This is a genomic window from Microbispora sp. H13382, from assembly GCF_014161445.1.
Taxonomy (GTDB): Bacteria; Actinomycetota; Actinomycetes; order Streptosporangiales; family Streptosporangiaceae; genus Microbispora.
Genome location: NZ_JABBXA010000008.1, coordinates 63,793 through 90,510, shown reverse-complemented (window position 1 = coordinate 90,510; position 26,718 = coordinate 63,793). Strand labels below are relative to the sequence as shown.

Below are 26,718 nucleotides of genomic sequence, written 5' to 3'. Positions count from 1 at the left end.
CGGGGCGGTCGCGGCGTGCCGTACGGCTCCTGCGGCAGGGCCGGTGATCGCGGTTTGCTTGAGGTGTCAAAGACAGAGCAAAGACGCGAAACGTTGAAAGGGGCCGGTCATGGCCACCATCGAGAGGCGCAACCAGAGGACCCACCTCGACGCCGCCACCACCGCGCCCCAGACGACCCCCGCCACTGCGCCCCGGACGACCGCCGGCCCCGCCCGCTACGCCTGGGCCGCCGCCCGCATCGCCATCGGCTGGGTGTTCCTGTGGGCCTTCCTCGACAAGACCTTCGGCTTCGGCTTCGCCACCCCCGCCGCCAAGGCCTGGATCAACGGCGGCAGCCCCACCACCGGCTTCCTCAAGGGCACCGCCGACAACACCTTCGGCGGCCTGTTCAACACCCTCGCCGGACAACCCTGGGTCGACTGGCTGTTCATGACCGGCCTGGCCGGCATCGGCACCGCCCTCATCCTCGGCATCGGCATGCGCATCGCCGCCACCACCGGCACCCTGCTCCTGCTCCTGATGTGGGCCGCCGAACTCCCCCTCACCACCAACCCCCTCATGGACGAGCACATCGTCTACGCCATCGTCCTGATCGGCCTGACCCTCACCGGCGCCGGCACCACCCTCGGACTCGGCACGACCTGGACCAACACCACCCTGGTCCGCCGCCTCCCGATCCTCAAGTAACCCCGACAAGCTCCGGCGCCCACCCCCAGCCCCCTGGGGGTGGGCACCGGCATGTCCGCGATCAGGGGTGCGCGTCCGCGGCCTGATGTCCGCCCGGGTGCCGCCCGCGGCGCTCGCCCATCAGTCCTGACGACCGGCCTTGAGGCGGGCGGCGAGCGCGGCGGCCTGGGTGCGACGCTGCATGTCGAGCTTGCTCAGCAGGTTGGACACGTAGTTCTTGACCGTCTTCTCCGCCAGGAACATCCGCTCGCCGATCTGGCGGTTGGTCAGGCCCTCCCCGATCAGCTCCAGGATCTGCCGCTCCTGGTCCGACAGCGCGGCCAGCGGGTCCTTCTTCGTGGCCTGGTCGCGCAGCCGGTGCAGCATGGCCGCGGTCGTCTGCGGGTCCAGCAGCGACTGCCCGCCGGCCACCGTGCGCACCGCCCCGACCAGGTCCGAGCCGTGGATCTGCTTGAGCACGTATCCGGCCGCACCGGCCATGACCGCGTTGAACAACGCCTCGTCGTCGGCGTAGGAGGTCAGCATCAGGCAGGCCAGGCCCGGCACCTTCGAGCGGACCTCACGACAGACGTCCACCCCGTCGCCGTCGGGCAGGCGCACGTCGAGCACCGCCACATCCGGCTTCAGCGCCGGAATACGGGCCACAGCCGACTCGGCCGTCCCCGCCTCGCCCACCACCTCGATGTCGTCCTCGGCGTCCAGCAACGCCGCCACACCACGCCGTACGACCTCATGGTCGTCAACCAGGAACACCCGAATCATGCCCCCTACGCTAAGCCCTCCGATCGGCGTACGCATCGGGGCGGGACACTGCGATGAGCCGGCTGCCGGCGTCGCTCGGCGAGGCGGCGCCCGGCGGCGGCGCGAACACGGCCGCACGCACGACCAGCCGCACTGCCGGCCGACGTCACGACGTGGTTGGTTGTGGGACGACGCCCCACATGAACGTGGAGCCCTTCAGCAGATGCTCCGTCACCCTGATCCCGGTCAGACGCTCGACGAGCAGGAAGGCCGGCCCATCGTAGAGATGGGGTAACGACGGGTAGAGCCTGTCGATCTCCGCCATCGTGTCCGTGAGTTCTGCCGGGGTCTCCATCACATATCCGTCATCGGCTTCGAAGCAGAATCTGATCTCGCCGTCCTCATACCAGTAGAAGTAGTCCATGCACTTGATGCCGAGGGCGGCTTGGGAGACGAGGCGAGTGCCCTGGGAGAGTCTGGTGATCACGTCTTCACAGGTGCCGAGCCAGTCAGGGTCGAAAACGAACGTCCAGTCGCCGATGGCGGTGACGCCGAGAGCCTCCCCGGGGCCCGGGTAGTGATCCGGGTCGTCGGGGAAGGGGCCCGGCGTGAAGTCCTCCCATCGACCGCCGAGACGGGCGACCACCTGCTCGGGCGTGGCACGGACGTAGATGAAGCTGTAGCACTCCTCGGTGTATTCGCCGCGGAGCCAGGAGACGTCGGGGGGGCAGCATGGTCATGTCGTGAGGCTGCCGGCCACCACCGACAAGAAGGGGCCGCCTGCGATCGGAGTGAGCACGAGGCGGCCCCGGCACGGAGACGGCGGATGCTATTTCGGGGAACGCCCGTAGTAGGCGGCCCGCATCAGCGCCTGCATGTCATCCAGCATCGGCATCCGGGGGTTGGCCGGCGCGCACTGGTCCTCGTACGCGTTGAGCGCCTGCTGCGGGAGCGCGTCCAGGAACGCCTGCTCGTCGACGCCCACGTCCTGGAAGGACCGCTCGATCCCGACCGCGTCGCGCAGGCGCTCGATGGCCGCCGCGAGCGACTCGACCCCCTCGGCCGGCGTGGCCGCGGGCAGGCCCAGCGTCTGGGCGATCTCCTGGAACCGCTCAGGGGCGCGGTAGTCCTCATACTTGGGCCAGCCCGACAGCTTCGACGGGACGGTGCCGTTGTAGCGGATCACGTGCGGCAGCAGGATCGCGTTCGTACGCCCGTGGGCCACGTGGAAGGTGGCACCGAGCGTGTGGGACATGGCGTGCACGATCCCGAGGAAGGCGTTGCCGAAGGCCATGCCGGCGATCGTGCCGGCGTTGTGCATCTTCTCCCTGGCCTCCGGATCGGCGGCGCCGCGGGTGACCGCCCGCTCCAGGTACCGGAAGATGATCCTGATGGCGTGCAGGGCCGGGCCGTCGGTGAAGTCGTTGGCGTACACCGAGACGTACGACTCGACGGCGTGGGTGAGGGCGTCGAAGCCGCTGTCGGCGGTGACCACCCTGGGCAGGTCGGCGGCGAGGACCGGGTCCACGATCGCGACGCTGGGGGTGAGCGCGTAGTCGGCCAGCGGATACTTCTTGCCCGTCGCGGTGTCGGTGATCACGGCGAACGGCGTGACCTCCGCGCCCGTGCCCGAGGTGGTCGGCACGCACACGAGGCGGGCGCGCTCGCCCAGGGCCGGGAAGCGGAAGGCGCGCTTGCGGATGTCGAAGAACTTCTCCTTCATGTCCGCGAAGACGACCTCGGGGTGCTCGTACCGCAGCCACATGACCTTGGCCGCGTCCATCACCGAGCCGCCGCCGAGGGCGACGATCGTGTCGGGCCCGAAGGCGCGCATGAGGTCGGCGCCCTTGTCGACTGTCGCCACGCTCGGCTCGGGCTCCACGTCGTCGATGATCTGCAGGGCCACCCGCTCGCCGCGCCGCCGCAGCACGTCGGTGACGCGGTCGACGTACCCCAGCCGGGTCATCACGGCGTCGGCCACGATCGTGACGCGGTGCACGTCCGGCATGTCCGCCAGGTAGCGGATCGCGTTCGGCTCGAAGTAGATCTTCGCGGGGACCTTGAACCACTGCAGGTTGTTGTTGCGCCGCCCGATCCGCTTGATGTTGATCAGGTTGACCGCCGAGACGTTGTTGGACACCGAGTTGTGCCCGTAGCTGCCACAGCCCAGGGTCAGCGAGGGCAGGAAGGCGTTGTACATGTCGCCGATGCCGCCCTGGGAGGCGGGGGCGTTCCAGATCACCCGCACCGCCTTGACCCTGATGCCGTACCTCTCGGCGAGGTCGGCGTCCTCGGTGTGGATGACGGCGCTGTGCCCGAGGCCGTCGAACTCGACCATGCGCTCGGCGAGGGTCAGGCCCTCCTCCCGGGTGCGGGCCCGCAGCACCGCGAGCACCGGGCACAGCTTCTCCCTGGTCAGCGGCTCGTTCGGACCGACCTCGTCCACCGGCACGAGGATCAGGGAGGTGTCCGGCGGCACGGAGAATCCGGCCTGCCCGGCGATCCAGTGCGGGGTCCGCCCGACGACGTCGGGGTTGAGCCTCGCCTCGGAGCAGGAGGCGCCGTGCGCCGTCACCCCGAACACGAACTCCTCCAGCTTCGCCTTCTCCTCCGGCGTCGCGACGTACGCGTGCAGCCGGGCGAACTCGCCCAGCGCGGCGTCGTAGATGTCCTCGTCGATGATGACGGCCTGCTCCGAGGCGCAGATCATGCCGTTGTCGAACGTCTTGGACAGCACGACGTCGTGCACCGCCCGGCGCAGCTTGGCCGTCCGCTCGATGTAGGCGGGGACGTTGCCCGCCCCCACGCCCAGCGCCGGCTTGCCGGCCGAGTACGCGGCCCTGACCATGGCGTTCCCGCCGGTGGCGAGGATGACCGACACGCCCTCGTGGCGCATCAGCGCGCCGGTCGCCTCCAGGGAGGGTTCCTCGACCCACTGGACGCAGTTCTCGGGCGCGCCGGCCGCGACGGCGGCGTCCCGGACGATCCTGGCCGCCTCGGCGCTGCAGCGCTGCGCCGCCGGGTGGAACGCGAACACGATGGGATTGCGGGTCTTCAGCGCCAGCAGCGCCTTGAAGATCGTGGTCGAGGTGGGGTTGGTGACCGGCGTGACGCCGCAGACCACCCCGACGGGATCGGCGATCTCGACGATGCCGTTGATCTCGTCACGGGAGACGACGCCGACCGTCCTGAGCCCGGCCATGCTGTGGGTCACGTGCTCGCAGGCGAAGATGTTCTTGACCGCCTTGTCCTCGAACAGGCCGCGGCCGGTCTCCTCGACCGCCAGGCGGGCGAGCGCGGCGTGCCGGTCCAGCGCGGCGACGGACGCCTTCTTGACGATGTGGTCGACCTGCTCCTGGGTGAAGGACTCGTACTCCGTCAGTGCCTTCAGCGCGCCGGTCACCAGCGTGTCGATCGCGGCGTGCACCTGGTCGGCCAGGGGGGCGGGCAGTGCGGCTCCGGTCGGGGAGTCGGACATCTGGATCACCTCGTGGGCTCGGTCGGCCAGCTTGTCTTGTCACCTTCATCCTTCTGCGGACGACGCGCCCGGGCCGCCGTACAAGGACCCCGTCCCCGAGGACCAAGGTCATCGGTTCCACGCCGGGCGGACTCCCGGCGGGAGGCCCGGCAAGGGTGCTCGGTCCCTGGATCTGGCGACGGAAGTCCTCACCGGCCCGGACCCGAAAGGCCCTGTCGCCGGACCGGCACGGCCAAAAGACTGACACCGTGAACACGACATTCGATTCCGAAGCTGTGGTGGTGGCGACGAGCGGAAAGGTCCCCGCCGAGGCGGTCACCGAGGCGCGCGAGCGCGTCGCGGCGCTGGCGCGCTTCACGGACAGGCCGATCCTCGCGGCTCGGGTCACGCTGACCTACTCCCCCGGGCCGGCCCCCCAGGACCGTTGCACCGCGCGGGCGGTGATCGACGTCAACGGCCGCCCGCTGCACGCGCACGCCGACGCGGCGACCATGGACGGGGCCATCGCCGAGGTCCAGGACAGGCTCCGGACCGAGCTGGCACGGCTCCGGAAGCGAACCCGTTAGACCAGGCCGGGGGCCCGGCGCCCACTGCGCGCCGGGCCCCCGGCCAACTCGGTCGAGGTGTCCCGGAGTGACGACAGCGAGCCCCCGCAGAAGACCTCCATGAGGAAGGTGCACCGTGATGTCTCCCCTCGCTACAGAACCCGCTTTCCAGCGGCTGCTCGCCGCCGCAGGACAGGCGCCCTCGGTGCTCAACACCCAGCCCTGGCGGCTCAAAGCGGTCCGGGGAGAGTTCGCCGAGTTGCTCGCCGACCCCGACCGGCGGCTGCGGGTCAGCGACCCGCGCGGGCGCTCGCTGCACGTCAGCTGCGGCGCCGCCCTGTTCGACCTCCGGCTCGCCGTACGGACCGCCGGTTACCGGCCGGTGATCTGGCTGCTGCCGAACACCGGGGAGGAACCCCGGCTCCTGGCCGCCCTGCGCGTGTCGCCGTACGGGCCGGCCCCCTCGCGGACCCGCGAGCTCTATGACTGCATCGGCCTGCGCCGGACCAACCGGGAACCGTTCAGCGAGCGGCGGATCCCCGAGCACGTGCTCGCCGACCTGCGCCAAGCGGCCGCCTGTGAGGGGGCCGGCCTGGTCATGCTCGGCCGGTGCGCCTCGGCCGAACTGCTGGAGCACGTGGCCATCGCCGACGACGAGCTGTCCAAGAACGGTGACTACCTGGCCGAGCTGCGGGAGTGGACGACGAGCGGACGGCCCCGCGACGGCCTCCCGTCCTATGTGCAGGGGCCCGGCTGCATCGAAGACCCGGCGCCGGTGCGGGACTTCGGCACGCACAGGGGGCGCGGGCCGGTCCACTTCGAGTCCCGCCCCCAGCTGGCGGTGCTCACCACCGCGGGCGACGGCCCCGTCGACTGGCTGCGCGCGGGCCAGGCTCTGCAACGTGTGCTGCTGACCGCCACCGTCCACGGAGTGTCCGCGTCGTTTCTCAACCAGCCGCTCGACCTCCGCGACATGCGCCGGCGCAGCGACCCCCACCACCGGCGCGGGCACATCCAGATGATCCTGCGGCTGGGATACGGCCCCGCGGTCCCCCGCGCACCCCGCCGCTCCGCTGTGGAGCTGAAGGAGGCCGCCGCCTGACATCCATGGGAGCACCGGGCCCGTGAAGGCCGCTGTCCGATCACCGACGGCGGCCTTCACGCGCAGGGCGGTGCGCCGGTGGACGCGGCCACCCGCCGTAGCCTGGTTCACGCCACGGGCATTGGCGGCGCCCGTGGTGACTGTCAAGGAATACGTTTCGCGACGAATCAACTGAACGGCCGAACCACGTCCCTGTCGGCCGGCCGCTCCATTCGCCGCCGCTTCCGGCAAATCCCGCTGTCACTCCCATTCGGAAACCTCGTCGCTACGCCGCAGCAGGCCCAGATGACGGCGGCGGGCCTGCGTGGACGGGTGCTCCTCGCCCAGCGTCCTGCGCAGGATGCCGAGCACCGCGCGATGCTCGGCTCAGTGAGGCATTCTCCACGAAGTATCCTTCACAGGAAGACAGCAGCTCATGCGCTTCCCTGCAGTCGGCTTCGAAAGAACTCAGCATTCGACGACCTCGTCTACCTCGTATTCCTGGGTCACATCACCGCCGGAGTGAAACCGGAAAAGGGAATGCCCCTGTCGGGGCGATCCACGATTCTCGGCTTGCTGTAGGGCTTCCAAGACGAACGCGTGCCGCCGGGGGCTCGCGGAGCGGCGCCGGCTGCGGCATCCTGTACGACGAGAGCGACGAAAGGGACCGGTCCGTGCGGCGACCACGTGATGCCACCGTCCAACGGCGTCAGCCGTACCCGTTCCCGGGTATGGCGCGCCGACCGGCACACGGAGGCGTTGCACCGCATGTCCCGCACCGACAAGACCACGCCGCTCATCGTCCGGCTCTGGCACGGCGACCTGGCCCGTCAGGCCAGCCACGACCACGGGGCCGAGCCCGGCTGTGACCTGCCCGCCACCCTCGCGGAGGATCTCGCCACCCTTCGTCCGCGCTGTTTCTGGGAGTTCCGCTGGACCGGCGTCCGGTGCTGCTGCTGCGGCATCTGCCGGGACCAGAGGGGGTACCGCAGGCTCCTGCGCGGCATCCGCACCACCGACAGGGCTCGCCTGGCGGCAGCGACCAAGGCGTGGCGCTCGGGGGACGACACGGCGTACGACGACGTCGTTCCCGTCCTCCGCTACCGCGGCTGAGCCCCGGTAGCCCTGGGCCTGTCGCCCATCGCACGCACGCCGGGCGCGACGCCCGGCGTGTGTGCACGACATGCCGGGAGGCGGTGACGCGCCGCCGGCGCCCGGGCGGGCGTCAGCGGACGAGGCCCACGCCGCCGAGCGCGCCGGCCCTGCCCTCCCGTACGTAGGGGTGGTCGGTGTCGGGCCGCCACTCGTGCAGCGGCACCACGCCCGGCTCGACCAGGTCGAGGCCGTCGAAGAACGCGAGGATCTGGTCGTACGACCGGGAGGTGGTGCCGGGAGCGGAGGTCCTGCTGAAGACCTTGCGGCCCTCCTCCTCCTGGTCCTCGCTCAGCTCGCCGAGGGAGCCGTGCGACACGACCAGATAGCCACCCGGCACGAGCGGGTCCCGGAGCGCTGTGACGATCTTCATGGCCTCGTCGTCGTCCGGTACGAAGTGCAGGACGCCGAGCAGGAGGACGGCGAGCGGCTGGGAGAAGTCGATGTGCTCGCGGATCTCCGGATGCCGCACCAGCGCGTCGGGGTCGCGCATGTCCGCCTCGACGGCGCGCACCCGCTCGTTCTCGGCGAGGATGGCGCGCGCGTGGACGAGGACGATGGGGTCGTTGTCGACGTAGACGACCTTGGAATCCGGGGCCAGTTCCTGGGCGACCTGGTGGACGTTGCGCTGCGTCGGCAGCCCCGCGCCGACGTCGAGGAACTGCCGGATGCCCTGCCGCGAGAGATGGGTGACGGCCCGGATCAGGAACTCGCGGTTCTCCCGGGCGATGTCGGGAAGGTTGGGCAGGATCTCGATGATCTTCTCGGCGGCCTCACGATCCGCCGCGAAGTTGTCCTTGCCACCCAGGTAGTAGTCGTACATCCGGGCGACGCTGGGCGTGAAGGGGTCGACACCCGCCGGCGCCTTACGCTCGTCCACGACTCTCCCCTCGTCGTACATCAAGGATGGTACGGCCTTGATCACGATCGAGAGGACACGTCACCAGATTGTCATCGAACACCACAAACCGGCATGAACGGGCTCCCACCCCCGCCCACGTGCCACGTAGCACGTTTCGGATTTATGGACAGCACATTACCGATTTCGATGCACGTCTCACAGTCTTGACAGTGCGGATCGTCCCGCCTACGGTCACGACACAACACCGATACGCCCCACAAAAAATGTTAGCGCTAACACCATGAGGAGCCCCCCACTCATGAGAGCGGTCCCCCTGTGCCCAGCTCACCCTCCACCCCTCGGCGGGAACGTTCCGCGTCGACCCGCCCGCACGAACCGCGCCTCCCTCATGAACCCCCGCCTCATGGCCGCCTTATCCGCACTCCACAGATGAGCGTCACGCAGCGCCACCGGTAGGACCTGCCTTCACCGCGCCCGCGCGCTCCGGCCCTTCCTCCCCCCGGGCCGTCACGCCGGCCACATGCGGGACGGGTCCTCCTCCGCGGACCGGCAGTCCGCCCACTCGCCATCGCCGACCGTGCCCTCGGAATCCACGCCCCCCATCGTCAGGTATTGCCTGACAACGCCATCAGAGGAGTCTTCGTGCCCAGAAAGCGCCGATACGCGGCGATCGCTCCGGTGATCCCCCGGCGGTCGAGGACAGTCCCGCTCGCGACCGCCGGCGTGCTGCTCAGCGCCGCCCTCGTTCCCGCCGGCGGTGTGGCGAGCGCCGACACGACGTGGTCGCCGAAGCCGTCGTACACCTCGACCGACAAGGGCGACGGCACCTACACCGTGCCGATCCTCAACTCGGACGTGCCGGACATCAGCGTGGAGCGCGTCCCGGCCGCCGAGAACAAGGAGCACCGGGACGTCTACTACATGATCAGCACGACGATGCACCTGAGCCCGGGCGCGCCGATCATGAAGTCGTACGATCTGGTGAACTGGGAGATCGTCAACTACGTGTTCGACCGGGCGGACATCGGAGACGCGTTCTCGCTGCGCAACGGGCAGAACTCCTACGGTCAGGGCCAGTGGGCATCGTCCCTGCGCTACCACGACGGCAGGTTCTACGCCGTCTTCAACACCAACAACCTCGGCGGCGCCTACCTCTACAGCACCGACGACGTCGAGAACGGGAAGTGGAAGCGCACGCCCCTCGGCCGCGGCCTGCACGACCCCTCGCTGTTCTTCGACGACGACGGCACGGCGTACATCTTCTACGGCTCCGGAAGCACGAGCGCCGTGCGCCTGAAGTCCGATATGTCGGGCATTGACAGGGACTTTCCGAGCATCTTCGCGGCGAGCGACTACGCCGGCAAGCCGTTCATCGGCGGCCTGTTCGAGGGCGCGCAGGTCTTCCACATCAACGGCTACTACTACGTGGTGATCATCACCTGGCCGTCCGGGCAGGGACGCCAGGTCGTCATGTTCCGCTCCAAGGACCTACTCGGGCGCTACACCTCCGCCGACGGCACCAACACCTACGAGGCCCGCGGGGTGCTCAACTCCAACGGCTTCGCGCAGGGCAGCCTCGTGCCGATCTCGCGCGGCGGGGGCGGCACCGACTGGTACGGCATGTTCTTCCGCGACAACTTCCCGATCGGGCGCACCCCGGCGCTCATCCCCGCCACCTGGCAGGACGGCTGGCCGGTCTTCGGGAACAACGGGGTCGTGCCGGTGGGCGGCGCGTTCGCCAAGCCGATCACGCTGAGCCCGGCGGAGGAGAGGTTCGAGCAGCAGAAGAGCGTCGTCGCCTCCGACGACTTCGCCAACGACGCCCCGCACAGGCCGTACATGGACGAGCAGTGGACGATCCCGCAGCCGCCCAGGTACGACGACTCGCTCATCGGCGTCGAGCTGCTGCAGAACTCTGGGTTCGAGTCCGAGACGGTCTCGCCGTGGGGCACGCAGTACGGTGCGACGATCAGCCGCGACACGACCGACCCGGCCGCGGGCTCGGCGGCGCTGAAGGTGAGTAACCGCACGCTCAACGGCTCGGGACCGAACCAGAACCTGAACGGGAAGGTGCAGCGCGGTGTGACCTACACCGTGTCGGCGAAGATCAAGTACACCTCCGGCCCGAGCAGCATCCGGTTCAACCTGGTGGCCGACTGGGGTGCGGGTGTCCAGACGATGGCGTCGGGGAACGTACCCGCCGGGCAGTGGACGACGGTCACGGGCCAGTACACGATCCCGGCGACGTCGAACGTGGACAACTTCAAGTTCGCGGTGGAGACGCCGTGGGCCAACCCGCAGCCGGCGTCGTCGAGCGTGGAGTACCTGATCGACGACGTCTCGGTCGTCGGGCAGCCGGTGACGACCGAGAGCCCGGCCGAGGAGGAGATCGCGCCCAACGGGTCGCGCCTCGACCCGGTGTGGGAGTGGAACCACGCCCCCGACAACCGCTACTGGTCACTGACCGATCGGGACGGATGGCTGCGGCTGACGACCGGCAAGGTGGTCACCGGCAAGTACGTCTACGGCAAGCTGTCCGGCCGGGACGAGCTGACCTGGTTCGAGGAGGCGCGGAACACGCTGTCGCAGCGGACGTTCGGGCCGCGGCAGTCCGTCGAGACCAGGATGGACATCTCCGCCATGAAGAACGGCGACGTCGCCGGCCTCGCCGCCTACAACCGCGGATTCTCCTACGTCGCGGTCAAGCGCGTCGACGGTCAGAACACGCTCGGGGTCGTCAACCGGGGGCAGCCGTTCGCGGTCGACATCGACCAGGCGGCGGTCGAGAACTTCGTGCCGGGCACGACGGTGCCGCTGGGAGACGCGACCCAGGTGTACGTGAAGGCGGACCTCGACTTCAGCTCCCCGGTCGGACAGCTGTGGACGACGTTCTACTACAGCCTGGACGGGCTGCAGTGGACCAAGCTGGGCGACCGCGTCGGCCCGCAGACCCTGGACGGTAGCCTCTCGCACTTCATGGGACACCGCGTCGGCCTGTTCGACTACGCCACGAAGGACAAGGGCGGGCACGTCGACTTCGACTACTACAAGCTCAGCGACACGCTGACCGCGCAGAACAGGCCGCTCGACACGAGCGCGCTCGACGCGGCCATCGCGTACGCGGGAACGCTCGACGAGCGCGACTACCCGGCCGAGGCCTGGACGGCGATGCGGGACGCGCTCGCCGGCGCCAAGGCGGCCCGGGCGGGGCAGTTCGGCAGCCAGAACCAGATCGACGCGCCGGAGCGGGCGCTCAGCTATCAGCTGGCCCGGCTCGGCACGCTCAAGGTCGCCGCTCCGGAGGTCAAGCTGACCGTGACGGCCTCGTCCCGCTGCATCGGCACCTCGGCGTACCTGGCGGTCACGGCCGTCAACGACGGCGACGTGCCGGCGACCGTGACGCTGACCACCCCGTACGGCACCAAGACCGTGGCCGACGTGGCTCCGGGCAAGCAGGCCTACCAGTCCTTCAACACCCGGGCCGCCCAGATCGACGCGGGCACGGTGACCGTCACCGGCACCGCGACGATCGGCGGCAAGCAGGTCACCTCGTCCTACGACGCCGCCTACCCCGCGGCCGGCTGCCGCTGAGCCGCTCACCCCGCGGCCGGCTGCCGCCGACCGCACCGGCGGTGACCACCGTCCCCACGACGAGGACACCGCCATCGAACAACCAGGGCCGGCCGACCGGCCGGCCCCCTCACACGTCGCGGATCGTCAGGGCGGGCGTCCGTGCCCCCGGAAAAGTCCGAGGTCAAGGAGGATATTAGGTGTTGAAGCGCGTTCGAAAGGCAGCCCTGCGACGGGTCGCCGCCGCTGCCGTGGCCGGCGCCATGCTGGCCGCCGCGGTCGCAGCGACGACGGGGCCGGTCCAGGCCGCCGCCCCGAACATCATCGTGAACGGCGGGTTCGAGGACGGCCTCGCCGGCTGGTTCGTCAACAACGGAAACGCGACCGACGGCGCGACGCTGTCGCCCACGACGGACGCCTACGGCGGGTCGAACGCCGTGCTCGTCACCGAGCGCAAGACGACCGGATCCGGCCCGATGCAGGACCTGTCCGGCAAGGTGCAGGCAGGCAAGACGTACGCGATCACGGCACGGGTCAAGTACGAGAACCCGAACAGTCCGGCGACCAAGCAGTTCTTCGCCACCATGCACTACGGCGGCTCGACGTACACCAACGTCGGCACGGTGACGGTGGCGCGCGGGCAGTGGGGGCTCATCCAGGGCACGTTCACGATCCCCGCGGGCCAGAGCGTCGCGACCGCCAGGCTCTTCATCGAGACGCCCTGGACGTCGAACCCGGCGAGTGACCCGAACACTCACCTGATGGACTTCAAGGTCGACGACGTGTCCGTCTCCGAGTTCGTGCCGTCGACGACCATCGAGGCGCTCGGCAAGAACCCCGGTGAGGGCAACCCGCTCATCTCGCACAAGTTCGGCGCGGACGGCAACGCCTTCGTCCACGACGGCCGCGTGTACATCTACATGACCAACGACACCCAGGAGTACAAGCCCGGTCCCACCGGTGTCTCCTCCACCAACACCTATGCCAGCATCAACACGATCACGGTCATCTCGTCCGACGACCTCGTGAACTGGGTCGACCACGGCGAGATCCCCGTCGCGGGCCCGAGCGGGATCGCCCGCTACGCGAACAACTCCTGGGCCCCCGCCATGGAGAGCAAGGTCGTCGGCGGCAAGGAGAAGTTCTTCCTCTACTTCGCCAACAACGGCGGCGGCTCGGGCGTCATCGTCGGAGACTCGCCGGTCGGCCCGTGGCACGACGAGCGCGGCAACCTGCTCATCACGAGCGCGACGCCGGGCGCGTCCAACGGCATCAACTGGCTGTTCGACCCGGGCGTGTTCATCGACGACGACGGCCAGGCCTACCTCTACTTCGGTGGCGGCGGCGACGACGGGTCGCGCAGCGCCGAGAACACCAACCACCCGAAGTCCACGCGTGTGATCAAGCTCGGCGACGACATGATCAGCACTAAGGGCTCGGCGGAGGTCATCGACGCGCCACTCGTCTTCGAGGCCGGCCACGTGTTCAAGCGCGAGGGCAAGTACTACTACTCGTACTCGTCGAACTTCGGGTTCGGCGGCCCGGTCGACCCCAACGGCCCGCCGACCGGCGCGATCGCCTATCTCATGGCCGACAGCCCGATGGGCCCCTGGACGCCCGAGACGTACAAGGGCATCATCTTCCGCAACCCGGGCACCTACTTCGGCGCCGGCGGCAACAACCACCAGTCGGTGTTCAAGCTCGGCGACCAGTACTACTTCACCTACCACGCCCAGACGCTCAACAGCCGTATCACGGGCGGCGCCACCCAGGGCTTCCGCAGCCCGCACCTCGCCAAGCTCGACTTCAACGCGGACGGCACGATCAAGGAGGTGAGGGGCGACTACAAGGGCGTCGAGCAGGTCCGCAACCTCGACCCGTACCGCGTGATCGAGGCCGAGACGATCGCCTGGCAGCAGGGCATCGCGACGAAGAAGGTCGACGGCGCCTCCGAGGAGTTCGGTGCGAAGGCTCCGAACCTCGTGGTGCACGACATCGACAACGGCGACTGGACCTCGCTCGCGAAGGTCGACTTCGGCGAGGGCGGCGCCGCCGGCGTCACCGCGAAGGTGCGCCCGCTCGCCGCCGGCGGCAAGATCGAGGTTCGCCTGGACGGCCGTAACTCGCCCGTGGTCGCGACCATCCCCGTCGACGCGCCGCTCGGCGAGTGGACGAGGCTGACCGCCGCGCTCGACGGCGTCAAGGGTGTGCACGACGTGTACTTCACCTACGCCGGGCCCGAAGGGGCGGACCTCTTCGAGGTCGACTCCTGGTCCTTCGCCACCGCCCAGGAGCAGGAGGTCAAGCTGACCGTCACAGCTTCGTCCCGCTGCATCGGCACCTCGGCGTACCTCGCCGTGACGGCCGTGAACAACGGCGACGTGCCGGCGACGGTGACGCTGACCACTCCGTACGGTTCCAAGACGGTGGCCGACGTGGCCCCGGGCAAGCAGGCCTACCAGTCCTTCAACACCCGGGCCGCCCAGATCGACGCGGGCACGGTGACCGTCACCGGCACCGCGACGATCGGCGGCAAGCAGGTCACCTCGACCTACGACGCGGCCTACTCCGCGGCCAGCTGCGGCTGACCACACCTGGGGCGTCCCCGGCCGGCCGCCGGCCGCACCGGCGGTGACCACGGTCCCCACGACGAGGACACCGCCGTAGCTCAACCGGGGCCGGCCGGCCGAACCGGCCGGCCTCGCCCCCCATTTATGGAGCGAATGATCACATGAGAATCAACAGGACCACGCAGGTGCTCGCCGCGTCGGTGCTCGGCCTCACCCTCGCCGGCGTGGCCACTCCCGCGCTGGCCGACGATCCCGGCAGCGGCATCGACGTGTCGGTGAACATCGAGCCCACCACCACCCCCGGCCAGCTGTCGATGACCGTGGCCGACAACAACGGGGTGTCCCTGCAGGAGAACGGCTCCGACGCCGCCGCCCGCCAGTTCACCGGCACCCTGCCGACGGTCACGGTGACCGACACCCGCACCCCCGAGGAGATCCCCGCCGGCGAGTACTGGGCGGTCGTGGGCCAGGCGAGCCAGTTCGTCGCATCCGACGACCCGGCCAAGACCATCGGCCCCGAATACCTCGGCTGGAAGCCGCGCCTGCTGAGCGACTCCTCCACCGGCGCGGTCTCAGCCGGTGAGCCGGTCTCCAGTGTCGTCTCCGACGGCACCGGAGCCCCCAACGTGGGTCTGGAGGGCCAGGAACTGCTGGTCTCGACCGCCAACTCCGCCGACGAGATCGGCACCTCGCAGGTCAACGCCGACCTCGCCCTGCGCACCTCCGTCGACGTCGCCGCCGGCGAGTACCACTCCACCCTGACCCTTTCGCTGTTCAACCAGTCCTGAACCGAAGTCAGGGCGGCGTCGCCTACTGTGGACGTCCGTGGCCGTGGGAGTGTTCAGCACACGGCCCGGACGTTCATGATGCGAGACAGGAGAGACCGTTGTTGACCAAGAGCCGCACGCGGGGCGCCCTCGTCCTGTCGCCCGTGCTTCGCGCCCTCGGCGCGACCCTGCTGGTCGCCATGGTCGCCTTGGTCGCCTTCGCCACCCCCTCCCAAGCCGACGTCACCTGGTCGGTCGTCCCCGCCGGCGCGAACGGCCCCGACGGCCGCCGCGTCATCGACGTCGAACTCGCCGGCGGGCAGCAGACGACCGAGCACATCGCCGTCATCAACCGCTCCACCCAGCAGGTCGACTTCGCGATCGACGCCAACGACGGCTACCTGACCTCCAAGGGCTACTTCGACATGCGCCCCTCGGACGTCAAACCCGTCGACGGCGGCGCCTGGATCGAGATCCCCGACAAGGTGACCATCGCCGCCGGAGCCACCGCCGTGGTACCCGTGAAGGTCTCCATCCCCCAAAACGCCACCCCCGGCGATCACCCCGCGGGCGTGACCGCCTCCGTGGACACCGTCTCCGGCCAGGTACGCGTCCAAAACCGGGTCGGCGTCCGCCTCAACATCCGCGTGAGCGGCGCCTACGTGGCCAAAGTCGCCGTGAGCGACGTCAAGGCCCACTACACCTGGTCGTGGAACCCCTTCGCCGCGGGATCGGTCGAGGTGACCTACACCGTCGCCAACGTCGGCAACGTGCGCCTGGCCCCCGACTCCCGGATCCTGACCTCCACCTTCGCGGGCGAAAGCGGCTGGGACGACACCTCCGACGCCAAAGCCAGGGAGATCATGCCGGGCGGCAGCCGGACCTTCACCGCACACGTGACCGGCGCCTGGCCCATCGGAGTGATCAACACGACCGTGATGGCGATCCCCTCCCCCGCGGGTCAGCCGCTCCCCGGCGTCACCGCCGAACGGGTCTCCATCGACACCTCGATCTGGGCACTGCCCTGGCCCCAACTCGCCGTCCTCGCCCTGCTCGTCCTGCTCGTCCTCGCCCTCCGCATCACCGGCGCCCGGCGCCGCAAGCGCATCGAGAAACTGATCCTCCTCAACAGCCAAGGCAGACCCCTCGGGGCATGAGCACCTGAACGCGGGGGCGGATCGACGCCCACCGCGGCTCACACACCCAGGACGCGGACCGAAAACGAGGCGGTCTTCGTCGTGCCCGCCACCGTGTAGGAGACGGTCACCGCCTGTGCCCCCGGTTTCGCCGGGTCGTATCCCGACACGGAGCAACCGCCGTACCCCTCGGCCAGGACCTCGTCCTTCACGCCGTCCGTGTAGTCCGCCGTGACCACGAGGCCCGTCAGGTCGAGTGGCTGACCGGCGGTGTAGACGGTCCTGGCCGGGGGCGTCTTCACCGTGACCGACGACAGGCCCGCGCCGCGCAGGGCGGCATGTTCCGCCTGGGTCAGCGCGAAGACGTGCCCGTGGCGGATGACGCCGTTCGCCAGGTCGTAGTCCGGCGTCTGCCAGGTGATGGGAGTCCAGTCGCCCGACGCGAGGTCCTTGCTCCAGTAGGGGCTCAGCTGCTGCTCCATGGGGTTTCCCGCGGGTGCGCCGGCCCACTTCTGGTCCGCCCAGAGGTAGTAGCCCTTCCCGCGCACGTCGCCGGGGTTCGCCTTGACCACCATCGGCGCCTCGGCGTAGGTCGTGTTCATCGTGTCGTGGGTGATGCAGCCTCTGACGACCGTCCAGTCCTCGGGCGGCGCGAGCACGGTCGTCGCCCGCTCCTGGTAGATGTCCTCCGAGGCGCAGCCGGGGATGTACGTGGTGACCCCGAGACCGGTGGAGACGCGGTCGGTGACGAACCGGTGGTACGACCCGTCCTCGTCGTCCCTGATGATGACCGCGTCGAGCGTCCCGTGGCCGGGCCTGCCGCTCATCACCCTCGCCGGCGTGAACGTCACGAAGTCGCGCGTCGTGGCGTAGAGGGTCTGGTTTCTGGTCAGCGGCCGGCGGCCGTTCGGATCGTCGGGGTCGGGCGTGTAGTACGTCCCGGGTGCGTACATGGACGACGTCCAGTAGACGACGTACGCCCCGATGGACTCGTCCCAGATGGCCTCCGGGGCGAACGCCATGCCCGCCTCGTCCGGGGCCACCCGGACGTGCCGCTGCTCCGACCAGGTCCGCAGGTCGTCGGACTCCCAGACCTCGATGCAACGGCCGGCGCCGCTCTGCGCCCAGTCCCAGCCCTGCCACCCGTACGCCGTGCCGTCGACGTTCAGATCGGTGGCGATGAGGTAGAACCTGTCCCCCTCCGGGGACCGGACGATGGACGGGTCGCGGACGGCGTGCATGCCCTCGGTGGACTGGAGCACCATCCGCCCGTCGTCGACGGCCACCCAGCGGGTCGGGTCGTCGCCGACGCTCGTGGCCATGTAGATCTGCTGTCCCGCCTGGCTGTTCGACCTGGCGAAGTTGACCATGCCGTACCGCGAGAACGGGGCGAGGCGCACCGCGGGCCGTACGGTCAGGACGAAGACGCGGCACGCCTCGGCGCCGTCGACGGTGACGCGCGCCGTCAGCGTCACCTCGGCCGGGGCTGCTCCGGCCGGGGGACGCCGCACCACGCCCGCCGGGATCGCGCCGTCCGCCTCGTCGGACACGATGTCCGGGTCCGACGACGTCCACCTCACCACCGCGCCCGGCACCGCCGCCACCGTCGTCGGCAGCGTGACGCTCCCGCGTACGTCGCCGGCGTGGGGGATGTCGATCTCGGCCAGCGCCCGCTCCGCGGGCCCGGTCGCCGTAGCGCCCTCGGCGCGCGCCATCCGGCCTCCCGTCACCCGGCCACGCATCGCCCGATTCCCGGATCAGCGGTAGCCGGCGGAGGTGACGTCGGACTGCACCGCGTTGTCGGTCGCGTCGGAGGGGTAGCCCGAGACGATGGCTCCCTCGTAGAAGGTGCCCTGGCTCAGGTTGGTGTTGGTGGCGCAGCAGTCGCCGCCACTGCCCAGGATGATCGCGCCCTGCTTCTTCATGGGACTGTAACCGCGGGGAAGGGATCCGTCCCACAGTGTGGTCATCGCGCCGGTCTGCGCGTTGCCGCCCTTGATGGCGAAGCGCGACGTGCCGTTGTTCTTCAGCATCGCGGTGACGAACTTGCTGGTGAAGGCCCTCTGGTTGGGATTCCAGGAACTGCTGCCGCCGGGGTAGAGGCCGTATTCGAGGTCGGCCTGCACCCACGGGCCGGAGCCGGAGCAGCCGCCGAACCAGCAGCTCGTGCCGAAGTAGATGGCGTCCATCGCGCCGGCCCCGTCGGCCTTCCTGGTCGTCTCGCTGTTGCCGTAGTCGAAGCAGCAGCCGCCGTTGACGTGGGTGCCGCTGGTCACCATGTACATGCCCTCGGGCGCGCTGCCGGTCGGAACGCCGGTCAGGTGACCGTCCCGCCAGTAGCTGTTGCCGGGCTTGATGTAGAGCGAGTAGGCCTTGCTGCCGCCGACCGTCAGCGACTCGGATGTCGCGGTCGCGGGGGTGGCTCTGCCGCCGGCCCCGCCGGGTCCCTGGTACCACAGGTCGTTGCCCCGCCCGGACTGGTCGTACACGACCGTGATGACACACGTGGTGCCGGCGCAGAAGGAGTCCTGCGCCGCCGCGTTGGCGGTGCCGCCTGCGGCCAGGACGCCGATGTTCCGGGTCGCGTTGTCGGACGAGCGCCTGACCTGGTAGAGGTTGCCGCTGTAGGAGCGGTAGAGGGCCCGCGTCGTGCTGTGCGCGGCCACGCAGGGCGTGCCACCGGCGGCGTAGATGTCACAGGGCTTGCTCGATGTCCCCGGGGATGACGGGCCGGCCGAAGGACTCGGGGAGGGGCTCGCGGGCGGGCTGGGCGAACCGTTGACGCCACCGGTGCAGGTCGTGCCGTTGAGCGTGAAGCTCGCCGGCACCGGGTTGGTGCCGTTCGAGGCACCGTTGAAGCCGAAGGATGTGCTCGCGCCGGTGGCCAGCGTCCCGTTGTAGCCGGCGTCGGCGACGGTGACCTGTGCGCCCGACTGCGTCATCGAGCCGTTCCACAATTGCGTGATCGTCTGCCCCGCGGCGAACGACCAGCTCAGCCGCCACCCGTTGATCGGGTCACCGAGGTTGGTGATGCTCACGTTCGCGCCGAAGCCGCCCGGCCACTGGTTCGTGACCGAGTAGTCCACGCGGCAGCCTGTGGCCGCGTGCGCGGCGGGCGCCGTCAGCGCACCTGCCGCGCCGGTCACGGCGACGAGCCCGGTGGCGAGCCAGAGCCTCAGGCGAGGGACCTTCATCCGTACTCCCGGGGGATTCGTTTCACGTCTCCAGGCGGTCGGCGACAACGCAGGCGGCTTGGAGTTCCGTGAGCCCGCAGAGGTGACAGATCCTGCTGTTAACGCTAACAAATCACGTGCAGGGACCGGTCCTTCTCTGTCGGAGCATGTGTGGTGGTGGTGCGCCGGAGCAAATACGACGCGAGGGAGCCTCGTCAAGGTCGAGGGCCGCTCAGCGTCGGCCCTCGGCCCTCCGGGGCGCGTCCCACCTGCTCCCATCAGGGCGGGTCGTGGTCAATCCCAAGGCGATGGCGTGAAAGTTTCACATCGATCTCGCATTAACGTTCTGCGCGCTACCGGCCGGCTGCAGGCATCGAAGACGGTCCTGGATGGCGGTGTGGAAACGTTCACCGGTCATGCCGCTCAGCAGCGCAGGCCAGAGGGGCGAGGTCCCATGCGCCTCATCGAAACATTTTCGAGATTCCCTTGACAGGTTCCGTCACCGTTTCCACACTGAGTGCCGAAGCGGCCTCCTGCCGGGGTCGGTGGTGCGCGGCAGGGGTTCGCGGTTGTGACGCCGTGAGCGTCGCGTCCACACATGGATCGGGCCGCGATTCTGCCGGGTCTGGCTTCCCGTTGCTCTCGTCAACGCCGATGGAGCGCCGACCGGCCCGAGTTCCCCCACAACCGGCATCACCGCATGCGGCGGCGTAGTCGCCGTGTCTCCCCCTGGAGTGTGTATGAGCACATTCGCACGTGATCACCGGCGCGCCCGCCGCCGACGGCCGGGATCCAGAACGTCACCGCCACCACACCCGGCAAAGCCCTGGCCGGCATCAACACCAACTACGGCGACACAGCCCGCTTCTCCCAGATCACCATCGTCAACGACCCCACCAAGAAGGTCGTCATCTGCGAGAAGTACAAGGGCGTGACCAGCGGCGAACCCACCAAGACCGGCACCGGCGCCGACGGCGTCAACTGCCTCTACTCGGCCTCCGGCATCACCTACCGGTAAACCCCCATCACCGGCTCGTCCACCGCCCCGGCACGACGGGCCTCTGCGACCGATCCCCCTATCGACGTACGCCGGCATCCGACCGGCAGAAAGAGTGCCCGATGTCCAGACGTAAACCCATGTTGACCGCCATAGCGGTCGCGGCACTGGCCGCCGTCCTGGCCACGGTCGGCCCGGCGCTGAGCGCCGGCGCCGCCAGGACTCCCGCGCGGACCGTCAGCGCCGCAGCGGCGACGGCCGGATGCGGCAAGGCCCCCGGGCTGGCGAGCGGTACGCACACGATCCAGAGCAGCGGGAAGAACCGCAGTTACATCCTGCGGGTGCCCGACGGGTACGACAGGAACCGCCCCTACCGGTTGGTCTTCGGGTTCCACTGGCTGGGCGGCACCGCCACCGATGTCGCGACCGGCCAGACCGTGCAGCGGGATGTGTGGGCCTACTACGGGCTCCTGCGCCTGGCGAACAACAGCACGATCTTCGTCGCGCCCCAGGGACTCAACAACGGCTGGGCCAATTCCAACGGTGAAGACCTGACCTTCGTCGACGACATGATCAGGCAGATCGAGGGAGCCCTCTGCGTCGACACCGAGCAGCTGTTCGCCACGGGCTTCAGCTACGGCGGCGCCATGAGTTACGCGATCGCGTGTGCCCGGGCGACCGTCTTCCGCGCGGTCGCGGTCCAGTCCGGCGGAGTGCTCAGCGGATGCAGCGGCGGCAGTCAGCCGATCGCATACATGGGCATCCATGGCATCAGGGACAGCGTGCTCGGCGTCTCCGGCGGACGATCCCTCCGCGACCGGTTCGTCAGGAACAACGGCTGCACCACACAGAACCCGCCGGAGCCGGCGCAGGGCAGCCTGACGCACAGGATCACCGCCTACTCCGGGTGCTCCGCCGGGCATCCCGTCGTCTGGGCCGCGTTCGACGAGGGCCACATCGCCGCTCCGCAGGACGGGGCCCCCGGTGACAGCGGCTCCAGGACCTGGGTCCCGGCGGAGGTGTGGAAGTTCTTCACCCAGTTCCAGAGCACCGCCTCACCCTCACCCTCACCTTCTTCCTCGCCCTCGCCCTCGCCCTCGCCGAGTGGCTCGCCGTCATCGTCGCCTGTTCCCGGGGCGTGTTCGGCGACCATCGCGACGACCAACAGCTGGCCGGGCGGGTTCCAGTCGACGGTGACCGTGCGGGCGGGCAGCACGCCGGTGAACGGCTGGACCGTGAAGTGGACCTGGCCGAGCGGGCAGACCATCAGCAGCGTGTGGAACGGCACGCAGAGCGGGTCCGGCTCCAGCGTGACGGTCCGCAACGAGTCCTACAACGGCTCCATCGCGGCCGGCTCGTCCACCACCTTCGGCTTCACCGCCAACGGCAGCGCGGCCACCCCGTCCGCCACCTGCACGAGTCCCTGATCGGCACGCGGGCCGAGCGAGATCGGCCCGCGTGCCCGTGAGCAGGAGGCCCCGCTCACGGAAAGAACGTCACTTCTCGAGGAAAGGGAAGCACCTGTGCGACATGTGAGCTCTTCTCGCTGGAGGTCGCGGCTGTCGGCCGCAGCCGTCGCCGCGCTGCTGACGGCCGGCGCCGGGGTGGCCGCGACGCACGCCGCGTCGGCGGCCGCGGCCGGATGCCAGGTCAGCTACACCGTCACCAACGAGTGGCCGGGCGGCTTCGGCGCGAATGTGAGCGTTAACAACCTCGGTGACCCGATCAACGGCTGGAAGCTGACCTGGTCGTTCCCCGCCGGGCAGACCATCACCCAGCTGTGGAACGGCACCTACACCCAGTCGGGCTCCCAGGTCACGGTGACCAACGTCTCCTACAACGGCGGCATCCCCACCGGCGGCAGCACCAGCTTCGGATTCAACGGAGCGTTCAACGGCTCCAACCCGGTCCCGTCGAGCTTCGCGCTGAACGGCGTGACCTGCACCGGCGGCGTCACCTCCCCCTCCCCCGGCGTCTCGCCCACCGTCTCGCCCTCCACGTCACCCTCGCCGCCGCCGTCCAGGCAGCCGTGTGACATCTACGCCGCGGGCGGCACGCCGTGTGTGGCGGCGCACAGCACGACCCGTGCCCTGTACGGCAGCTACAGCGGCCCGCTCTACCAGGTGCGCCGCTCCTCCGACAACGCCACCCGCGACATCGGCGTGCTGAGCGCGGGCGGGGTCGCCGACGCCGCCGCGCAGGACTCGTTCTGCGCCGGCACGACCTGCCTGATCACGATCATCTACGACCAGTCCGGCCGTAACAACCGGCTCACCCAGGCTCCTCCCGGCGGGTTCTCCGGTCCGGCGGCGGGCGGCTACGACAACCTCGCGGTCGCGACCGCCGCGCCGATCACGGTCGGCGGGCACAAGGCGTACGGCGTGTACGTCGCCCCCGGCACGGGCTACCGCAACAACACCACCAACGGCGTGGCCAAGGGCGACCAGCCCGAGGGCATGTACGCCGCCTTCGACGGCACCCACTACAACGGCGGCTGCTGCTTCGACTACGGCAACGCCGAGACCAACAGCCGCGACAACGGCAACGGCACCATGGAGGCCATCTACTTCGGCAACAACAAGGTCTGGGGCTACGGCGCCGGCAACGGCCCCTGGATCATGGCCGACCTCGAAAACGGCCTGTTCTCCGGCGTCAACCAGAAGTACAACGCGGGCAACCCGTCCATCAGCCACCGCTTCCTGACCGCGATCGTCAAGGGCGAGCCCAACCACTGGGCCATCCGCGGCGGCAACGCCCAATCCGGCGGCCTGGGCACCTTCTACAACGGCGTGCGGCCCAACGTCCCGGGCTACAACCCGATGAAGAAGGAAGGCGCCATCATCCTCGGCATCGGCGGCGACAACAGCCACGGAGCCGCCGGCACCTTCTACGAGGGCGTCATGACCTCGGGCTACCCGTCCGACGCCACCGAGAACGCCGTGCAGGCCAACATCGTGGCCGCCGGCTACAAATAGACCGGCCCGAGGGAGCCGGGAAACCGGAACGACCGAGCCGCCCCCGGGCATGGACCGGGGGCGGCCGGAAGACAACCGCGAGAACCACCGCAGGACACCACGACAAGTGACACCCGGACCAAGTGACACCCGGATTGAGCGACGGCCGGTCATGCTCAACGGTCTCGCATCCGGCGTCGCCGGCGGGCTCGGGCCCTGTCACCCATCCGGTTGGGATCCTCGTGCCCGCGACGTCGTCGCGGGCACGAGGATCCCCGGCGGCCGGTCCCCCCGCTCGATCGCCTGCGCCAGCCGTACGACGTCGACGACGTCTCCGTCCGGCCCGGCGAGTTCCCGGTGGCGCAACGCGTTCACGTACGTGTAGCCCCGCATCCGCAGCGTGCGGTGCAGGACCGGGAACAGAGCGCAGACTCCGGGAGACGGATGCGCGCACAGCCGCTCCCTGTGCTCCCACCGGAGCTCCTCGGTCCGCCCGGACGCCACGATCTCGACCAGGTCGTCGAGCGCCGGGTCCGGCCGGCCGGACAGGTCGGCCGCGGCCCGCAGGACGCGATCGCAGAGCTGTTCGACGAACGCGTCCCAGACCGAGAACGGCATGTCCGCGAAGTTGACGGACCAGTGCACCGTCTGGCCCGCGATGTGGTGGCGGAGCAGCCATCGCGCGAACCGTTCCTCGACGGCGGGGTGAAGCGCCCGCACCATCGGGTCCTCCGCCGGCCGGAGCGGCTCGTACGGGGCGACCCCCAGCTCCGCGATCCGATCGAGTATGAACCCGGTGGCGAGGCTCAGCTCGCGGTAGCGCGGCATGAGCCGGGCCGGCAGGTCGTCCTCGAACACCTTCCAGCGCCAGCCCTGATAGAGGTCCACAGCGAACAGCCCATAGCGGGGCAGGTCCGTGGCATAGCGGCCGGCGAACCAGTCGAGCGACTGGGACAGGAGCGCACTGCGGAGAAGCGCGGTCGCGATGGTCCTGCGGTCCGACACCAGACAGCCGGCCTCGTCGGCCCACAGCACAAGGGCACTCACGACGGCGGCGACCTCCGCCCGGACGGCGTCCTTCCTGATCGGCTTCGATTCCCAGAGCTCCAGGAGCGCGGCGAGCGACCACGTCCGGCACGCGTCCAGGAGGGCGAGCTCGAAGGCGACGACCCCGCGCAGCTCCGCCCGGTCGAAGCCCATCGCGTACGGCAGGCCGATCCACAGCTCCGTACGCCGCGGTCCCAGCCGGCGGGCGCCCGACTCGGCGATGGCGGCGAAGCACACGCGCGACGGACGTCGCACTCCCAGGGTCCCGGCCACCTCGTCGACCATCGCGTGCAGCTCGGGGTGGTCCGCTCGCCGGGCGACATGCGTCTGACGCACGCGCCGCGGCCAGACGAAGGGAATCACCCGCACGGCGATCATCACGATGCCGGCGACCACCATCGGCGCCTGCTCCCGGTGACCGTGAAGCCAGGCGGCGACCCCGGCGACCAGGCCCGCCAGCACCGGGAGAGCCCCGTTGCCCAGCCACCCCGGGACGCGCGCCCAGCGCCATACGCTTCGCCGGGCCGGCAGGGGTGGCCAGCAGCCGCTTCTGAACCACCCGGGAACGAAGGCCTGGGGGCGATGAGCCAGGACGAGCCAGACCGCCCGTTTCCGGGTCATGCCTCCTGGTAACACAGTCTCCTCCCGGGGACGGCCACCGCGCCCGGAGCATCTCTGGGGACCGGCGAGCAGCGTGGTTCGGCGACGACCGGCTCGCCGCGGAGAGCACCGCTGTGCCGGTTCAGCCACGTAGCTTAGGGCCGCCGGCCACGCCCCCCTGCAGGCGGTGCGGGGCGGGGGCGGTGCGGGGCGGCGCGCGCCGAAACCCGATGGCCGGGACGAGGCCGTCTGTGGCACGGTGTGGACGTGTCCGAGCAGATCGTGTTACCGCGCAGTGTGGACGAGGCGGTCGCCGCGGAGCGGGACGGCCGCGCCCTCCGCTACCTGTACTTCTGGGGTCACCGGCCCGCCAGGGACGGAGGCGTCGGCCCCGGCTGCCTGTCGCAGTGGTGGCCGGTCACCTTCACGGAGGACGGCCACACCTTCGCCTCCGCCGAGCACTACATGATGGCGCACAAGGCCTGGCTGTTCGGCGACGACCGGGCCGCCGAGCAGATCCTCGCCGCCGGTCATCCCGGCGAGGCCAAGAAGCTCGGCCGGGCCGTACGCGGCTTCGACGAGCAGGTCTGGGACGCCCGCCGGTTCGACATCGTGGTCCGCGGCAGCATCGCCAAGTTCGGGCAGAGCCCCGAGCTGTCGCGTTACCTGCTCGCGACCGGAGACCGGGTCCTGGTCGAGGCCAGCCCGTACGACCGGATCTGGGGCATCGGCCTGACCGCCGGTGACGAACGCGCCGCCTCCCCCTCGACCTGGCAGGGCCTCAACCTGCTCGGCTTCGCCCTGATGGCGGCCCGCGACGCCCTGGGGGCCGGATCGTGAGCGGCGCCGCCGGACCATGGGCCGTACGGAGAGGAGGGCGGGGGTGATCGCCCACGACGCCCCGCCGCTGATCCGCCGCGCCGGGTCCGGCGACGCCGGACACGTCGCCGAGGTGTTCCTCGCCGCCCGGGCCGGGATGACCTACCTGCCCCGTCTCCACTCCGACGAGGAGACCCGGGCGTGGATCGCCGGCGTCATGCTGCCGTCGTCGCAGGTGTGGGTGGCCGAGCTGCGCGGCCGGGTCGCCGGGTTCGCCGCGCTGTGCGGCGGCTGGCTCGACCACCTGTATCTCGCTCCCGACGCCCAGAACGGCGGCGTCGGAAGCGCGCTGCTCGGCCACGCCAAGGAGGCGCGCCCCCACGGGCTCGACCTGTACGTCTTCCAGCGCAACACGGGCGCCCGGCGGTTCTACGAGCGGCACGGTTTCACCCTCGTCGCGGAGGGCGACGGCAGCGGCAACGAGGAGAACCTGCCCGACGCCCATTACCGCTGGCGGCGCTGACGCCCTCCCGCCCGG

General features: G+C 70.0%; 19 protein-coding genes and 1 pseudogene. 13 read left to right on the top strand and 7 right to left on the bottom strand.

Annotated features, from left to right (window positions below; translation table 11 throughout):
- Positions 1–109: 109 nt before the first annotated feature.
- A complete protein-coding gene (locus tag HHX41_RS17860) occupies positions 110–688 on the top strand; it encodes a hypothetical protein (RefSeq protein WP_182906874.1) in 579 nt (192 codons plus the stop codon).
- Positions 689–808: 120 nt separating this feature from the next.
- Here HHX41_RS17860 and HHX41_RS17855 read toward each other — a convergent pair whose 3' ends face one another.
- From HHX41_RS17855 to adhE, 3 genes and pseudogenes are all read right to left on the bottom strand, one after another.
- A complete protein-coding gene (locus tag HHX41_RS17855) occupies positions 809–1,450 on the bottom strand; it encodes a response regulator transcription factor (RefSeq protein ID WP_169989169.1) in 642 nt (213 codons plus the stop codon).
- A gap of 145 nt (positions 1,451–1,595) precedes the next feature.
- Positions 1,596–2,135, bottom strand: a pseudogene (locus tag HHX41_RS17850) (DUF6461 domain-containing protein); the annotation flags it as partial.
- A gap of 123 nt (positions 2,136–2,258) precedes the next feature.
- Positions 2,259–4,907, bottom strand: a complete 2,649-nt coding sequence (gene adhE, locus HHX41_RS17845) for a bifunctional acetaldehyde-CoA/alcohol dehydrogenase (protein ID WP_182906872.1) — start codon at positions 4,905–4,907, stop codon at positions 2,259–2,261.
- A 248-nt stretch (positions 4,908–5,155) separates the two neighbouring features.
- On the opposite strand from adhE, the gene HHX41_RS17840 reads away from it, so the two are divergent.
- From HHX41_RS17840 to HHX41_RS17830, 3 genes are all read left to right on the top strand, one after another.
- Positions 5,156–5,473 (top strand): HPF/RaiA family ribosome-associated protein, encoded by a 318-nt coding sequence (locus HHX41_RS17840; RefSeq protein WP_169989166.1) that lies wholly within the window; start codon positions 5,156–5,158, stop codon positions 5,471–5,473.
- 118 nt (positions 5,474–5,591) lie between these two features.
- Positions 5,592–6,554 (top strand): Acg family FMN-binding oxidoreductase, encoded by a 963-nt coding sequence (locus tag HHX41_RS17835; RefSeq protein ID WP_182906871.1) that lies wholly within the window; start codon positions 5,592–5,594, stop codon positions 6,552–6,554.
- A 747-nt stretch (positions 6,555–7,301) separates the two neighbouring features.
- Complete coding sequence (locus tag HHX41_RS17830; protein WP_182906870.1) at positions 7,302–7,646, top strand: hypothetical protein; 345 nt, start codon at positions 7,302–7,304, stop codon at positions 7,644–7,646.
- A gap of 112 nt (positions 7,647–7,758) precedes the next feature.
- Here HHX41_RS17830 and HHX41_RS17825 read toward each other — a convergent pair whose 3' ends face one another.
- On the bottom strand, positions 7,759–8,565 hold the full coding sequence (locus tag HHX41_RS17825; protein ID WP_310742041.1) for an SAM-dependent methyltransferase: 807 nt from the start codon (positions 8,563–8,565) through the stop codon (positions 7,759–7,761).
- A 624-nt stretch (positions 8,566–9,189) separates the two neighbouring features.
- Between HHX41_RS17825 and HHX41_RS17820 the strand changes: the two genes are divergently transcribed.
- From HHX41_RS17820 to HHX41_RS17805, 4 genes are all read left to right on the top strand, one after another.
- The gene (locus HHX41_RS17820; RefSeq protein WP_220504180.1) at positions 9,190–12,138 is read left to right on the top strand and encodes a family 43 glycosylhydrolase; all 2,949 of its coding nucleotides are present in this window, start codon (positions 9,190–9,192) and stop codon (positions 12,136–12,138) included.
- Positions 12,139–12,320: 182 nt separating this feature from the next.
- Positions 12,321–14,705: a family 43 glycosylhydrolase gene (locus HHX41_RS17815; protein WP_220504179.1), complete on the top strand. Its 2,385-nt coding sequence runs from the start codon at positions 12,321–12,323 to the stop codon at positions 14,703–14,705.
- 143 nt (positions 14,706–14,848) lie between these two features.
- Positions 14,849–15,475, top strand: coding sequence for a hypothetical protein (locus HHX41_RS17810; protein ID WP_182906868.1), 627 nt, complete (start codon positions 14,849–14,851; stop codon positions 15,473–15,475).
- 98 nt (positions 15,476–15,573) lie between these two features.
- A complete protein-coding gene (locus HHX41_RS17805; RefSeq protein ID WP_182906867.1) occupies positions 15,574–16,611 on the top strand; it encodes a WxL protein peptidoglycan domain-containing protein in 1,038 nt (345 codons plus the stop codon).
- 38 nt (positions 16,612–16,649) lie between these two features.
- Here the strand turns inward: HHX41_RS17805 and HHX41_RS17800 are convergent, their stop codons facing one another.
- Positions 16,650–18,305, bottom strand: a complete 1,656-nt coding sequence (locus tag HHX41_RS17800) for an immunoglobulin-like domain-containing protein (protein ID WP_182906866.1) — start codon at positions 18,303–18,305, stop codon at positions 16,650–16,652.
- A 42-nt stretch (positions 18,306–18,347) separates the two neighbouring features.
- Entirely contained in the window at positions 18,348–19,784 is a 1,437-nt protein-coding gene (locus HHX41_RS17795) for an arabinofuranosidase catalytic domain-containing protein (protein WP_182906865.1), read from the bottom strand.
- A 769-nt stretch (positions 19,785–20,553) separates the two neighbouring features.
- On the opposite strand from HHX41_RS17795, the gene HHX41_RS17790 reads away from it, so the two are divergent.
- From HHX41_RS17790 to HHX41_RS17780, 3 genes are all read left to right on the top strand, one after another.
- Positions 20,554–20,781 (top strand): pectate lyase, encoded by a 228-nt coding sequence (locus tag HHX41_RS17790; protein ID WP_182907043.1) that lies wholly within the window; start codon positions 20,554–20,556, stop codon positions 20,779–20,781.
- A gap of 101 nt (positions 20,782–20,882) precedes the next feature.
- On the top strand, positions 20,883–22,187 hold the full coding sequence (locus HHX41_RS17785; RefSeq protein ID WP_182906864.1) for a cellulose binding domain-containing protein: 1,305 nt from the start codon (positions 20,883–20,885) through the stop codon (positions 22,185–22,187).
- 105 nt (positions 22,188–22,292) lie between these two features.
- Positions 22,293–23,735 (top strand): arabinofuranosidase catalytic domain-containing protein, encoded by a 1,443-nt coding sequence (locus HHX41_RS17780; protein WP_182906863.1) that lies wholly within the window; start codon positions 22,293–22,295, stop codon positions 23,733–23,735.
- A gap of 198 nt (positions 23,736–23,933) precedes the next feature.
- Here HHX41_RS17780 and HHX41_RS17775 read toward each other — a convergent pair whose 3' ends face one another.
- A complete protein-coding gene (locus HHX41_RS17775; protein ID WP_182906862.1) occupies positions 23,934–25,382 on the bottom strand; it encodes a hypothetical protein in 1,449 nt (482 codons plus the stop codon).
- 240 nt (positions 25,383–25,622) lie between these two features.
- Here HHX41_RS17775 and HHX41_RS17770 point away from each other — a divergent pair, with 240 nt between their 5' ends.
- Both HHX41_RS17770 and HHX41_RS17765 read left to right on the top strand, forming a co-directional pair.
- Entirely contained in the window at positions 25,623–26,201 is a 579-nt protein-coding gene (locus HHX41_RS17770) for an NADAR family protein (protein ID WP_182906861.1), read from the top strand.
- 43 nt (positions 26,202–26,244) lie between these two features.
- Positions 26,245–26,703, top strand: coding sequence for a GNAT family N-acetyltransferase (locus HHX41_RS17765; RefSeq protein WP_220504178.1), 459 nt, complete (start codon positions 26,245–26,247; stop codon positions 26,701–26,703).
- Positions 26,704–26,718: the final 15 nt, after the last annotated feature.